Source organism: Chitinophaga agri (assembly GCF_010093065.1).
GTDB lineage: Bacteria > Bacteroidota > Bacteroidia > Chitinophagales > Chitinophagaceae > Chitinophaga > Chitinophaga agri.
Window position 1 is genome coordinate 5569750 of record NZ_CP048113.1, and the last position, 12824, is coordinate 5582573.

At 45.2% G+C, this 12824-nt stretch carries 14 protein-coding genes; 6 read left to right on the forward strand and 8 right to left on the reverse strand.

Going from position 1 to position 12824, the window contains the following annotated elements; translation table 11 throughout:
• Positions 1-57: 57 nt before the first annotated feature.
• Positions 58-1596: a PAS domain-containing sensor histidine kinase gene (locus GWR21_RS22290; protein ID WP_162333882.1), complete on the forward strand. Its 1539-nt coding sequence runs from the start codon at positions 58-60 to the stop codon at positions 1594-1596.
• Here GWR21_RS22290 and GWR21_RS22295 read toward each other — a convergent pair.
• Positions 1593-1997 (reverse strand): response regulator, encoded by a 405-nt coding sequence (locus tag GWR21_RS22295; RefSeq protein ID WP_162333883.1) that lies wholly within the window; start codon positions 1995-1997, stop codon positions 1593-1595. The two genes, GWR21_RS22290 and GWR21_RS22295, sit on opposite strands and share 4 nt — an antisense overlap.
• A gap of 161 nt (positions 1998-2158) precedes the next feature.
• Between GWR21_RS22295 and GWR21_RS22300 the strand changes: the two genes are divergently transcribed.
• Positions 2159-2332, forward strand: coding sequence for a hypothetical protein (locus GWR21_RS22300; RefSeq protein WP_162333884.1), 174 nt, complete (start codon positions 2159-2161; stop codon positions 2330-2332).
• Between the two features lie 27 nt (positions 2333-2359).
• On the opposite strand, the gene GWR21_RS22305 is transcribed toward GWR21_RS22300, so the two are convergent.
• Both GWR21_RS22305 and GWR21_RS22310 read right to left on the reverse strand, forming a co-directional pair.
• Complete coding sequence (locus tag GWR21_RS22305; RefSeq protein WP_162333885.1) at positions 2360-3148, reverse strand: glycoside hydrolase family 16 protein; 789 nt, start codon at positions 3146-3148, stop codon at positions 2360-2362.
• A gap of 230 nt (positions 3149-3378) precedes the next feature.
• The gene (locus GWR21_RS22310) at positions 3379-3942 is read right to left on the reverse strand and encodes a Crp/Fnr family transcriptional regulator (RefSeq protein ID WP_162333886.1); all 564 of its coding nucleotides are present in this window, start codon (positions 3940-3942) and stop codon (positions 3379-3381) included.
• A 104-nt stretch (positions 3943-4046) separates the two neighbouring features.
• On the opposite strand from GWR21_RS22310, the gene GWR21_RS22315 reads away from it, so the two are divergent.
• Complete coding sequence (locus GWR21_RS22315) at positions 4047-4820, forward strand: type 1 glutamine amidotransferase domain-containing protein (RefSeq protein ID WP_162333887.1); 774 nt, start codon at positions 4047-4049, stop codon at positions 4818-4820.
• A gap of 169 nt (positions 4821-4989) precedes the next feature.
• Positions 4990-5667 (forward strand): sterol desaturase family protein, encoded by a 678-nt coding sequence (locus tag GWR21_RS22320; protein ID WP_238429958.1) that lies wholly within the window; start codon positions 4990-4992, stop codon positions 5665-5667.
• Positions 5668-5750: 83 nt separating this feature from the next.
• Here GWR21_RS22320 and GWR21_RS22325 read toward each other — a convergent pair whose 3' ends face one another.
• From GWR21_RS22325 to GWR21_RS22340, 4 genes are all read right to left on the reverse strand, one after another.
• The gene (locus GWR21_RS22325; RefSeq protein ID WP_162333889.1) at positions 5751-8735 is read right to left on the reverse strand and encodes a glycoside hydrolase family 9 protein; all 2985 of its coding nucleotides are present in this window, start codon (positions 8733-8735) and stop codon (positions 5751-5753) included.
• A 537-nt stretch (positions 8736-9272) separates the two neighbouring features.
• Positions 9273-9866, reverse strand: coding sequence for a hypothetical protein (locus tag GWR21_RS22330; RefSeq protein ID WP_162333890.1), 594 nt, complete (start codon positions 9864-9866; stop codon positions 9273-9275).
• A gap of 55 nt (positions 9867-9921) precedes the next feature.
• Positions 9922-10263 (reverse strand): hypothetical protein, encoded by a 342-nt coding sequence (locus tag GWR21_RS22335; protein WP_162333891.1) that lies wholly within the window; start codon positions 10261-10263, stop codon positions 9922-9924.
• Positions 10260-10487, reverse strand: coding sequence for a hypothetical protein (locus GWR21_RS22340; protein ID WP_162333892.1), 228 nt, complete (start codon positions 10485-10487; stop codon positions 10260-10262). Before GWR21_RS22340 ends, GWR21_RS22335 begins: the two co-directional genes overlap by 4 nt.
• A gap of 143 nt (positions 10488-10630) precedes the next feature.
• Here GWR21_RS22340 and GWR21_RS22345 point away from each other — a divergent pair, with 143 nt between their 5' ends.
• Positions 10631-11146 carry a hypothetical protein gene (locus tag GWR21_RS22345; protein WP_162333893.1) on the forward strand — a complete coding sequence of 172 codons (516 nt, stop codon included), beginning with the start codon at positions 10631-10633 and terminating at the stop codon, positions 11144-11146.
• A 174-nt stretch (positions 11147-11320) separates the two neighbouring features.
• Here the strand turns inward: GWR21_RS22345 and GWR21_RS22350 are convergent, their stop codons facing one another.
• Positions 11321-11935, reverse strand: a complete 615-nt coding sequence (locus GWR21_RS22350) for a hypothetical protein (RefSeq protein ID WP_162333894.1) — start codon at positions 11933-11935, stop codon at positions 11321-11323.
• A gap of 360 nt (positions 11936-12295) precedes the next feature.
• Between GWR21_RS22350 and GWR21_RS22355 the strand changes: the two genes are divergently transcribed.
• Positions 12296-12757, forward strand: a complete 462-nt coding sequence (locus tag GWR21_RS22355) for a MaoC family dehydratase (RefSeq protein WP_162333895.1) — start codon at positions 12296-12298, stop codon at positions 12755-12757.
• The last annotated feature ends 67 nt before the right edge of the window (positions 12758-12824 follow it).

The window sequence follows — 12824 nt, forward strand, 5'->3', positions numbered from 1 at the left end:
GAAGTGCTCTCCTGGCATTAAAATTAGCTTAGGATTATATAATTTCAACGGATGGACATGGGATTTAACACTGTAATGGCAAACAGATTATTAACGGAGGCAGGTATCTCACCTATCACTATGATACAGTTGCTACCCGTAGCCGCCTGCATCTGTGATGTGTCTAACCGTGTTATTTATGGTAATGACGCTGCTGTGCTTTTATTGGGAATAACGCCGCCTGCTAGTGGCATCATCTTCCCTAAAAACACAGCGGACGAACAGGTACCTGTGTCTTATACATGGCAGGAGGCCGTTCCTCGCCCGGGCCTTTCTGCTATCCTGGTCAGTGGAAACGCCACACCACTCAGGGATCATCAGGGAACGGCAATAGGGTGGTTGCATTATCTGCAGGACATACCTGGAATCAAACTGCCCGGGTCGGAGGTACGTACCGGTCATACTACCCATCTGAATGAAAAGCTCCTGCAAAGTGAAGAGCGTTATTATAAGATGATCGAGGAGGTAGAAGATTATGCGATCTTGCTGCTGGACAGCGCCGGCGTGATCCAGAACTGGAATAAAGGCGCGGAAAAAATCAAGGGATATCAGGAGTCGGAGATCATTGGCAGTCATTTTAGTGTATTCTATCTGCCAGAGGACCGTAATAGAAAATTGCCGGAAAAGCTGATAGCTGAGGCTATCCGTACCGGGAAAGCTGTGCAGGAAGGTTGGCGTATGAGGAAGAATGGCACCCGTTTCTGGGGAAGCATCGTCATAACAGCACTGCATGACGCAGAAAGAAATGTGATCGGTTTCTCAAAAGTAACAAGAGACCTGACGGAGAAGAAGTTATCTGAAGACAGGATACGGCAATATGCCAGTGAGCTGGAATTCCAGAACCGGGAACTGGAGCAGTTTGCCTATGCTGCTGCACATGATATGAAAGAGCCGCTGAGAAAAATACAGTTCTATAGTAACTATATATTTGATAATGCAGCTGAGGCTTTGCCCGCCAAGGAAAGAGAATATCTTAACCGGTCTATTAATGCAGCTTCCCGTATGCAGGGGCTGATAGACGATCTGCTGACTTATTCAAGGGCCTCTTCCCAATTAAAAGAGATGGAAGACACCGACCTGAATGCCATGGTTAATGAAGTACTACTGGCTCATAGTGAAACGATCGACAAGCTGGAGGCCATCATCGAAGTAGGACCACTACCTGTGATGCGCATCATTCCTTTTCAGTTCATCCAGTTGTTTGATAACCTGATCAGTAATGCGCTGAAATACCATCATCCTGAACGAACGCCCCGCATCATTATCAATGCTGAACAAATGTATATACCAGCCGGAGAGGAAGTAAATGAGGTACTGGAAGGTGCCTGTTACAAAATCTCTGTCTCTGATAATGGATTGGGATTTGAACCTCGTCATGCAGAAAAGATCTTTGATGTCTTTCAGCGCTTGCATAACCGCCCTGAGATTACAGGTACCGGCATAGGGCTGGCTATCTGCAAAAAGATCGTATTAAATCACCGGGGGCAGATCAGGGCACATGGTGTACCGGAGGAAGGTGCCATATTTGAGATTTACATTCCCTGTCAGCAGGGCTAATCTTTACCCAGATCGAGCATTTGCCTGGCGATATTATCCAGTTCTTCGGTTTTCGTGGGTTTTACAAAATAAAGTGCTGCACCCATATCCATACAGCGCTTCGCATGATCGGCCTGATTAGATGTACTCCATACCACTTTAGGGATGGTCTGCAACTGTGGAACATCCGCTATTCTCTCCAGTATTTCTACTGCATTAAAGATGGGCATTTTATAGTCAAATATGAGAAGGGAGGGTAAGTCATCGTCCGGACAATTGATCAGATAATCAATTGCCTGCTGGCCATTCATAACAGAGTGAATATTCACGGACGGCGCCTGTTTCAAAATTGCATCCTTCAGAATTTCCTGATCTTCAGGATCATCGTCCGCTAAAAAGATAGTTTTGGCCTTACTCGCCATATCAGATCGGTTTATAAACTTCCATATTTCAGCTCTTAAATTATGTAATCTTTTTAAAATAAACCCAATACTATATTAACCCGCGGGAGAAGCCGGCTGGCAGCAGTGCTAACTAATGATAAATATTATCTGGCAGACTGGTCAGATGCGCTGATAGCAGTATGTTTTGCTGTATCCGTGTTGGTGGAGACGATGTTTTCCGGTTACTGGATGACCTGATCAATGATAAAAGTGGGGATGATGCTGTTTTCAGAGAGAATATATATACAGCGGTACAGCCAGGTCATATAAATGAGAAAAGGGTTAACCAGAAGGTAGAAACCTTCCTGGCGTAACCCTCTCCATTACAAGACTTACATCATTTACGCTGCGGTAAATGAGAATGAGTGTATAATGATTTCAACTTCCTGGCTATTGGATGGTGCATTACCATTGAACAGCCAGAGATTCATGTGTACCGGCAGGGATAATGTGCTTACATTATATCCGGCTGGTGTTGTCCATGGGAAGAATGAATTTGCTTCGATAAGATTATGACCGTGATAGCCTTTATAGGAAACGGATGTTGCCGTTCTGGTGAACTTGTAAGACGTATAGGTGCCGTTCAGCGCCAGTTCATACGTCTGCGAAACATTGCCGGAACCCGTAGCCGGATACACGGTGTAATTATAATTATGCCATGCGGAATTTCCCCAGCGGGCAAATTCAATATCCACTTCATGGTGACCATCATCACCGGATTTGTAATTGAACAGACCCAGTACGATGTTCTTATCCAGTTTATCCACAGCACCTTCTATCTTCCATACATATGTGCCATACCCGAAAGACTGGGTAGACGTTACTTCGGCGCATAACCATCTGCCTGTGGCAGCGTCTTTTCTTATTTTCAGGTGCAGATGGCCATCGCTGTCCACCCATACACTGTTGGAGGCGCCGCTCCAATAATTGGGTCCTGGGCCGGAAGTACCGGATTCATTCCTTACCTCCCAGGTATAGCCACTGAAACTGATCACACTTGCGGCTGCAACCGCCTGACGGGCACCGGTATTTTCCATACCAGTAGTGGTCGTATCAGTCGTGGGAGCCGCGTCTTTTGCGCAGCTACTGAAAAAGCCAAGTACGGCTATCAGCATTGTGAGTTTGTACATAGGATAATGGTTTATTTTAAGGAAAATGAGGGCTTTTGTAATATGACAACCGACAGGATGCAGTACTTTGATATAATGGAAAGATTTTTTTGGTGTCCGGGAGACACAGAGACCTTTACTGCTGACTAATAGAGCAGTATATAGTAGTGTGTGGTGCTGTAAGTTGTTGTTGTATAATTATTTGCGCGTGTTGCCGTTGCGCGCGGACATCATATGGATGAGCTGTCTCCCTACCTGTGTAACCGGCTGAGGGTTTCCCTGCTCACCCCCAGATAAGCCGCTATCAGCGCTTTAGGTACACGCTGGAATAGGGTAGGATACTGATTGAGCAACTGCTGGTACCTGGACTGTGCATCATTTTTCAGTAATGCCATGACCCTGTTCTGCATACTGATAAAGCCAGCTGTGACTTTAAGCCGGCAGAAACGTTCATATTGATGGATCTCATCGCAAAGTCTCCTTCTGTCCTCATAGGAGATATACAGTAGTTCTACATCCTCCAGGCACTGAATATAAAAGGAAGAGGCGAGGCCGGTATGTAGCGCCTGGTAATCGGATACCCACCAGTTCTCCATAGAAAATTGCAGGATATGCTCCTTGCCGTTGTCATCCAGCAGGAACGTCTTAAGTAATCCTTTCTGTACAAAATACTCATGACTAACAGCATCGCCTGGCTGGAGAATGATGGAATGTTTCTTAAACCGCTTTTCACTGAAACAGGTGGCTATACGCTCAAATTCGGCATCTGTCAGTTCGGCCAGTTCTGCAAAATGTTTTTTCAGTGCCGGATACATATAGATCAGTTAAAGGTTGATGTGATCTACATCACATCAAATCCGTGATGCAGGTCCTTGGCGCAAGGTACCATCTAAACCTAGCTTTGTGAAAAAATAAATATATGACACGTAAGATTAAATATGTTTCAGCATTTATAGCCCTGATAGCTTTACTGGCGTTAAATATCACAAAAGCCTCCGCACAGAGAACAAAGAAAGTGCTCATCGTGGTGACTTCTTTTTCTGAAATGAAAAATGGTACTAAAATGGGCCTCTGGCTGGAAGAATTTGCTACTCCCTATTATCAGTTAAAAGAAAATGGTATAGAAGTGACCATCGCATCTCCGGCAGGTGGTAAGGGCCCCATTGACCCAAAGAGCATGTTACCTGATTATCTGACACCATCTGCAAAAAAGTTTCTGGGTGATGCCACTGCACAGGCAGCACTAAATAATACCGTGAAGCTAAGTGCTGTAAAGGCTAAAAACTATGATGCTGTATTCTATCCCGGTGGACATGGCCCTATGTGGGACCTGCCCGAGAATGCGCAGTCCATTGCATTGATACAGTCATTCGTAGCACAGCATAAACCAGTGGCGTTTGTATGTCACGCTCCCGCTGTATTGAAGAATGTGAAGACAAAAGAGGGCGCTTACCTGGTAAGTGGTAAAACAGTTACCGGTTATTCCAACAAGGAGGAAGTAGATGGTAAGAGTACCGATGTAACACCTTTTCTGCTGGAAGACATGCTGAAAGAGCGTGGTGGTAAATATGAGAAAGCAGCTACTCCATGGGCGCCATTTGCAGTGCAGGACGGTCTGCTGATCACCGGTCAGAATCCGGCATCTGCTGAACCAACGGTACAGAAATTGCTGGCTGCATTGTCTGCTAAATAAAAAGTTTGCTCCGGAACAGATATACTATTCCGGAGCAGATTATATCATATCCCGGATGTGTGATCAGTGATGTGATGTCCTGGATGGCCGCTGCCCTAAGATGAATATCAGATACGTCAGCACACTACACTGTTGCCATAGAAATGTTTACATTTACCCTGCTGTCAATATGGAACACCTGCTCAACTATCTGTTGCACCTGCCATTGTGGGCAGTATGGAGTATTTTCCTGTCGGAAAATATTATGATCACATTCGCTGTATTGCTGATAGGCAAATACTTTTACAAAGGGGAGTATACAGCGGGAGAATGGGGGATCTGTGCTGTTACCAATGTTTTAAATACAGTAGTCACCTATGCAGGATTCTGGATGTGGAAACATCACATTATCCATATCACCACTGATATTTCCTGGAAGATCATCCCTGATTTTCTTTCGTTGTTTATGGCGATGGACTTGCTGATGTTCGTTTTTCATATAACGATTCATAAGACATTCCTATATAAAGCAGTACACCGGCTGCATCATGGATCGGTTGATCCGAAACCGATAGATCTCTTTGTTTTACATCCAATTGAGGCAATTGGCTTTGGTGGGTTATGGCTCTTATTGCTTGTAGTATATCCATTCAATATGTATGCGATCCTCATGTATCTTACTATCAACGTGGTGTTCGGTCTGGCAGGGCACCTGGGAGTGGAGCCTTTACCTGCAAAAATGAGAAGTCTGCCGATGATTAAATATCTGGGCACGTCCACATTCCATCATAATCATCATCAGGATATACAATATAACTTTGGGTTCTATACCAGCATATGGGACCGGTTGTTCAGGACGTATAAATGACTCATGGGTATCATACTATAAAATGCAAAGGCTTCTGCCGATAACAGAAGCCTTTGCATTTTATAGTAGAAGCTCAGCATTATTTATTGGATCATCAGTTTGGTACTCATCACCTTTTTAGTCCTCGTACTTACTTCCACATTGTAAATACCTGTCGGGATGAAGTAAGGAACTGATATCGTCTCATTAGGTTTTGTGATCTTTCTCAGTACTACCCTGCCCGACATATCTGTCAATGTCACCATCACATTCATGATCTCAGGATCAGATACCCGTAGGGTGAAATAGCGGTGTGTCACAGGATTAGGATAGATAGCACTGGTCAGTTTTGGGATATTGGCCGCGGGCTTTGTTCTTGCTCCGGATTCTGTGCCGTTGGCTTCAAAGTGAGACCAGCCATATGGTGCTACGTAATGCACGTAGTACTTACCGTCAATCCTCGGAGGCAGATTGTTAGACCATTTATTGGTAAAGTCAACACCATTGATCTCCAGCAGACTCAAATTCCATGAATTGATATAAGAGATATTTCCAGTGATCACATAGCAGTATTCTCCTATACCATCTTTCTGGAATGGTAATGTGACCGCTGTAGGATTGTTACAACTGCCCTGGTTGGAATCCTGAATGAAGTTTGCTGTGACAGACAGGTTGCTGTTGACCGTTACTGCTAATGGATTGAGCGTATCAGAAAGGCCGCCGCTCCAGTTACTGAACACATACCCATTACCTGGGGTTGCCGTCAGGGTGACTGTAGTGCCTTCATTGTACGTGCCGCCAGCGGGGCTTAATGTAACTGTACCTGTGCCGCTGGTTGCCGTAGTCAAAGTATACTGTTTAGGTGCTACAACATTGGATACATAGATGATGATGCTGTCGCGGAAGCTGCCATCTACAGTAGTGGCAGTCACTACGGCACGACCGGCAGTCAGTGCTGTTATAAGGCCGGTACTGTTTACCGTTGCAATAGCCGGCGCGGTGGAAGTCCAGGTAACGGCCTTGTTGCTGGCATTGGATGGAGTGATAGCCGCACTGGCTTGCAGTGTGCTGTTGATGTTGATAGTATCTATGGCAGGTGTTACATCAACACCAGTAACTGCCACTACCTGTGGTGGGGTAGGGGTATTGCCATATACCAGTGCATTATCCACATACAATGGAATATTTCCCACTTCTTTCAGATTGCCATCTACGTTTTGAGAAGACCAGTCATTTGCCGGGTTCCAGGCGCTTGCAGGCGCTTCGTAAGGCAATCTTATCCGGATCTGCGATTCCTTTCTGGATTCACCCTGCCCCCCCGGCCAGATCTTAACAGTGGAGTTGAAGGTAACCTCCGTATAATATACATTCCCGGTTGTGCCCCAGCGTTGCAACGGCGTAAAAGTGACGTCTGTATTATTGGCGGATACGACATAACTGGCCGGCGTATAGCCTGCGTTCAGTCCTTCGGTAATATCCACAAACAGGCGGTAGGCGTGTTTGGTGGCAATACGTGCGGGCCATGCGGTATGGTTATTCACCCATACTGACCATTCTGTATATGTAGGGCCACTACCGTTGATCTTTGCTTCGATGATAAATTCCCCTGAAGGTATTTCTGCCACCGGGAAACCAGCGAGAGGTGTGCCCCCGTAATCCTGTATCATCTTTGACAGCAAACCGGAAAATGCAGCGTTGTAATCACAGGCTACCTCATTGTTAACGTAGTTACCACGATTGTCTGTATAGGCGTCGTTATTACCCGGACCGCCTACCAGTGCGCCATAGAGGATATGCCTGGACGCAGCAGGAGGGCCGTTGAGATTATTGGACCAGCATCCATGTGCCGTACGATGGTGTGGCTGGGTAGGGGGATTGGTGCCAAATCCGCATACATAGCTACGATTGTTCGGATTACTGCCAAGCGCATAGTTCATCTGCGTTTGTGCGAACGTATTATATTTAGTGCCCTTCGCCGTAGTGGTAGCTGCGTCTTTGTAATAGGCAGCCACAAACCCGGTATTGATGGCATATCGTAGTGCACCCCAGACATCCAGAAAAGCCAGCCCGCCGGGAGTATAGGTGATCCGCTGACCATTATAACCGTCTGTCCAGTAATCAAGATGCCTTTCTATGTCTGTTTTGTACTGGGTCTTTCCTGTCAGCTTTGCCAGTAATGCGTAGCATCCGTAGGATTTATCATCCCAGGCCAGGCCCCATTTGAAGGACTTTATGGTGGATTGTGGTTCGGTGGACAGATTAGCGTAGTAGGATTCCGCTTTATTCAGCCAGGTGGTATCGCCGGTAGCCCGGTACAGCCATATGGCGCCCCATACCAGTTCATCGTTGTAGCCACTGTAAGACTGGTAATAGCTGGCAGCATCAGTGATCGCAGCCGTATAGATACCGCGGTAGGTATCTGCAAAATTATACAGCTGTATCGCATGGGCTAACAGGGTAGCACTGTATGCCGGATCATCGGTTTTAAATACAATACTGGCAGCTGCCAGTGCGGCCGCAGTTTCACCCGCCAGGTCTGATCCGGGATGTGCCTGATCGATCTTATATGAAGTGCGCGACATGGCCATTACTTCTGCCGATCCCCACCAGGCATGGTCGATCCCACCATTGCCTACCTGCCCGTACAACTCGTTCGGGGCGGTATGACAGCGAATGAAATAGTCATTTACAAAGCGGAGATTCTTCTTCAGATAGGGGAGTTGCCCTGATGCCGTATATCCGCCGGGAAAATCGATCGCTCCCCATGCCAGCATGGTAGCAGAGAAGGCCATAGGAAAGTTGAACTTGACATGATCGCCGGCGTCGTACCAGCCACCCGAAAGGTTCTTTCCTACATCACTTCCGTCATTCACGGCAGAGTTACCACGCCAGGTAACGCGGTTGTCTGAAGGTAAAACGCCTGAGCGCTGGCACTCGTAAAAGAACATGGATTTCTGCAGGACTTCTGCATAATTGTACTGCTGAGCGTGGGTTTTGCCAAAGGCAACCATCAGCAGGAAGGTTATGAACACAGGTAGGCGCAATTTGTTGCTACGACTGGTTCGCATGAGGGAAAATCTGGTTTTCATCGTATACCGTTTAGGTGAAAAGAAAGGTGGCCAATGGGATAATTGATTGGGCCTTTTAAAAGATATTATGGTTTTACAGTTTGTCTTTTAACGTCGGATCGATATGGTGGTACAAGTTTACTTGAATTCTATGCGATATACAAGCATTCCGGGGAATGATAGCCCCCTATTTTTATAACATGCTCTGTTTTAATAAGAATCGGGTGAAAAAACATTTATATGGCTGAGTAGAAGCACTGTAAAGGTGCGGAACGGCGGGCATTAAGGGTACCTAATGCACGCTTTCGCGCCTTTCAGGTCCTGATAGTGCTTTTACAGGCATCTGATCGTCTCATTATCAGGGCACTTTAAGGTCACCAAAAGGGCACTTCAAGGGCACCTCAATATCCAAGGGATATTGAAGTGCCCTTGAAGTGCCCTTTTGGTGACCTTAAAGTGCCTATTTAGTAACGGGATCAGGTACTGTGTTCATACAGTCCAAAACATATAATAAACAATGTTAATTACTTCTTTTCCAGCTACGTTAATGGTGCGGTGTCATAAGCTTCGGATAGGAGGGGGAGGAGCGTCGTTTACATCAACGACTTTCGGTGTTTTGATCTTCCTGGCCTGCTTTAACTGTTGAATAACAGGCACATACTTCTTCAGCGCACCGGGTGTTGTTGTAAAGACAATATCTTTGATCTTTGGTGAGATCCTTTCTTTCGTCGCATCGGTCCCTTCAAAAACTACTTTTAATGCGGCAAACGGTTTGATGCCTCCTTTGCTGTCTTCTACCACCAAAACCTGTTCATACCAGATACTGCCATCTTCATTTGGTTGTGTATCAAGAGTAAGTGTTGCCGCGCCATTGTTAAAGTAGTCTTTTGGAAATGCCTTTCTGAAAGGAACGGCTTTCATATCAAGGCTGTCAAGATTAATTTGACTATTGGTGCTGAACTTCAGGTGGTGTGCTTCTTTGAAAGATTTACCATCTTTTGCGAGATACAGGATATCAGTGATATAGCCAGTGAATAACATATCCCTGCGTTCGCCGTTCCTGTTGGCGATCGAATAAATAATCGACTTGCTTTGGGAAAATGCGGGTACGGCTGCAAGTTGAAGGATGACAATCCAGAGAATTTTTTTCATTGGTAAGGGATGATTAGTGTAAAAGAAGGCGCTTCAGTTTGGGCGTGTGTGGCTTCTAACGTGGATTCCTGCGTCTGTACGCAAGGATCTTTGTCAAAGAAACCAGTTCGCTGATAAACATCAGTCCGATCATAAATACGAAAGTAGACCGGTCCATACCTAACAGGAATACGATGGCAATCGCAACAGGCACCCATAACATGCCGTATCCGCGCCAGCCCAGCAATCGTTGGAACAGGGAGATGAGCAACGCCCAGATCAGACTGTAAAATGCTGTTCCTGAAGCTAAGAGCAGGATGAGCTGGCTGGACTTCTGAGGAGACATGAAATGATAGAATAATATGCACCAGGCCACCGCCAGTATGAGATATAACAGAATGTAAGGAACAATTTTCATTGCGTATTTATAAAACGGCTGTAAATGTACAAATTAGAAGGGAAGTTCTGTAGTGTTACCCTGCCATGAAGAATGCAGTAATTAAAGAACTGTTTGGCGGTCTCTTTATCTCTTTGATATACGGCATCCCGGAATGTTTTCAGCTGGTCTATCCAGGACTGGGCGAAGCCGTTTGTGGTAACTGCGAATAACAGTAGTAGCAGGTAAGGGATGATTCTTTTCATCTTGGGATAAGTTTCAGTAGCAAATATGGATAATTTCTAAAGTTAACTTAAATAAAATAGGTAAAGCCACTCAATATGTCTCCCTGGCTGGTTAACAGTGTAACTTCTGTACTCCTGTATCGTTTCACGTTAAACCTGTCGTTATGAAAATATACGTTTACCCTGTTCTATTACTGATAATCTGTAGTTTATTTATTGCCTGTAAGAAAGATATGGAGTACGCAGATAATTTCCATACCAGTGAGCGGGTGTGGAGTAACTTCAAAGCATCTGCTGGTAATTCATACAGTTACATGGTCACTACTGGTAGCTGGACCGGTACGGTGACAGAAACCGTCCTGACTGTCAGGAATGGGCAGGTGGTAGCGCGTTCTTATGTGCACAAAGAGCGGGAGGGCACCGGACCTCAGCTGGTGGTTCTCGCGCAGTGGGAGGAGAACAATACGGATCTCGGTTCACATCAGGAAGGAGCAAAGCCTTTTACGCTGGATGACATTTATGCGCAGGCGAAGAGTGACTGGCTGAAAAAGAGGGGCGACGCGAAAACCTACTTTGAGACTTTGAATGGGGGAATGATCTCTCTATGTGGATATGTACCGGATGGATGTGCAGATGATTGTTTCAGAGGGATTACTATTGGATACATCAGGAAACTATAAGTTCTATGGCACACAACCGGTAAGGGCATCCGCTGTTACTGATGCCCTTACTGGTGCTATTACCTTGCTGGAATGACGTATCTATCTCAGTGCTGATATACACATAAAAGGAAAGCTGTCGGTACTGACAGCTTTCCTTTTATGTTATAGCGATTATCCTTGTAAGAGCACTCCTTAGCGCCCGGGCGGTGGTGGTGGTGGCGGAGGAGGAGGAGGAGCGAGTTTTTCCTCTTCCTGCATCTTCTGTATCTCATCCTTACGTACGTCTTTAAGTCGCTTTACAAATGAGACATATTTTTTAAGCATCTTAGGGTCTGATATGATAATGATGTTTTTAATCCGCTGTGTGCCTTTTTTATTGCCGGTAATATTATCATCATAGATCAGTTTTATAACCCCGAATACCTGAATCCCCCCTTTACTATCATCCCTCAGATAGATATTTTCCACCCAGGGGCTTTCCTTCGCATGATCAGGATCCATATTAAAGGGAAACACGGGAGCGCCGTTTTTATCGAAATCGTTAGGCAGACTGTTTTTAAAAGCAATGGCCGGTTTGTCCAGGCTGTCCAGGTTAATATGGTTTTCCGGACTCAGTCGTTGCTTGAATGATAGATTTTTTGTGAACGATATTCTTCCCATCACGGAAGCATACATGCAGCTATATTCCTGGAAGTACTGCCATGACTGGACTTTGTCCTCACGATTGAATAGCTGATAAATATAGGATTGAGAGAATGCCTGAATGGTTCCCAGTTGGAGGACCGCCATCCATAGTATTTTTTTCATTCGGGTATAGGTTTGGGGTGCAATAATACTTAATCGGCCGGATTATCACTCCTACCGCTGTAGAGGAATGCATCAGGCGTGAAACGACAACTGGATATTAAAGGTCTCTGGTATGATGTACTCAGGTGTAAGCTTATCATTTGTTGTTGTAAAAAATAATGAAATTCAGTAAGTTGTATTTTTGTTTATCCCTTATGCGCCTATGGGGTAATGCTTTTGCAGGGGTAGATACCTGCTAATTTTCGATGCAGCAAAATGAAAAATGTTTGGATACATGAGCAAATAGGTTATAAATTCGCTTTGTCCTGGTGACATTTGTTCTACCAGGCTCTTCTAACTTTAACACTAAACCAAAGAATTGTGGTAATTGTCAATAGTTTCGCAGAATACAAAGCCTACGAAGGCAAGGAAATCGGAGTTTCTCAATGGCATACAATAGACCAGGACCAGATCAATAAATTTGCAGATGCAACGCTTGATCATCAATGGATCCACTGTGATGAGGAAAGAGCAAAGAACGAAGGTCCCTTTCAGTCTACCATTGCCCACGGTTATTTGACACTATCTTTAATTCCTTATCTGTGGAAGCAAATTGCAGATATCCGCAATGTTAAAATGGAGATTAACTACGGTATAGAACAGTTCAAGTTTGGCCAGGCAGTGCTGGTGAACGACGAAGTTCAATTGAAAGCGAAACTCAATACTATAGTTGATCTGAGAGGTGTTACAAAAGTAGTGATCGGTGCTACGCTCAGTATTAAAGGAAAGGCGAAGCCGGCCTACACGGGTGATGTGGTATTCCTGTACCACTTTAATGACTAAGTATTTTCTTACTGATCTTATGCTATCGCTGACCGTCTCGTGCCAGGGGTAGATGAGCTGGTAAATG

What these genes read in the sequence shown, in the direction of transcription:
- GWR21_RS22320 (WP_238429958.1), top strand. Translation starts at nt 4,990, where the DNA reads ATGGAACACCTGCTCAACTATCTGTTGCACCTGCCATTGTGGGCAGTA.
- GWR21_RS22300 (WP_162333884.1), top strand. Translation starts at nt 2,159, where the DNA reads ATGTTTTGCTGTATCCGTGTTGGTGGAGACGATGTTTTCCGGTTACTG.
- GWR21_RS22350 (WP_162333894.1), bottom strand. Translation starts at nt 11,935, where the DNA reads ATGAAAAAAATACTATGGATGGCGGTCCTCCAACTGGGAACCATTCAG.
- GWR21_RS22315 (WP_162333887.1), top strand. Translation starts at nt 4,047, where the DNA reads ATGACACGTAAGATTAAATATGTTTCAGCATTTATAGCCCTGATAGCT.
- GWR21_RS22335 (WP_162333891.1), bottom strand. Translation starts at nt 10,263, where the DNA reads ATGAAAATTGTTCCTTACATTCTGTTATATCTCATACTGGCGGTGGCC.
- GWR21_RS22295 (WP_162333883.1), bottom strand. Translation starts at nt 1,997, where the DNA reads ATGGCGAGTAAGGCCAAAACTATCTTTTTAGCGGACGATGATCCTGAA.
- GWR21_RS22340 (WP_162333892.1), bottom strand. Translation starts at nt 10,487, where the DNA reads ATGAAAAGAATCATCCCTTACCTGCTACTACTGTTATTCGCAGTTACC.
- GWR21_RS22325 (WP_162333889.1), bottom strand. Translation starts at nt 8,735, where the DNA reads ATGAAAACCAGATTTTCCCTCATGCGAACCAGTCGTAGCAACAAATTG.
- GWR21_RS22290 (WP_162333882.1), top strand. Translation starts at nt 58, where the DNA reads ATGGGATTTAACACTGTAATGGCAAACAGATTATTAACGGAGGCAGGT.
- GWR21_RS22330 (WP_162333890.1), bottom strand. Translation starts at nt 9,866, where the DNA reads ATGAAAAAAATTCTCTGGATTGTCATCCTTCAACTTGCAGCCGTACCC.
- GWR21_RS22305 (WP_162333885.1), bottom strand. Translation starts at nt 3,148, where the DNA reads ATGTACAAACTCACAATGCTGATAGCCGTACTTGGCTTTTTCAGTAGC.
- GWR21_RS22345 (WP_162333893.1), top strand. Translation starts at nt 10,631, where the DNA reads ATGAAAATATACGTTTACCCTGTTCTATTACTGATAATCTGTAGTTTA.
- GWR21_RS22310 (WP_162333886.1), bottom strand. Translation starts at nt 3,942, where the DNA reads ATGTATCCGGCACTGAAAAAACATTTTGCAGAACTGGCCGAACTGACA.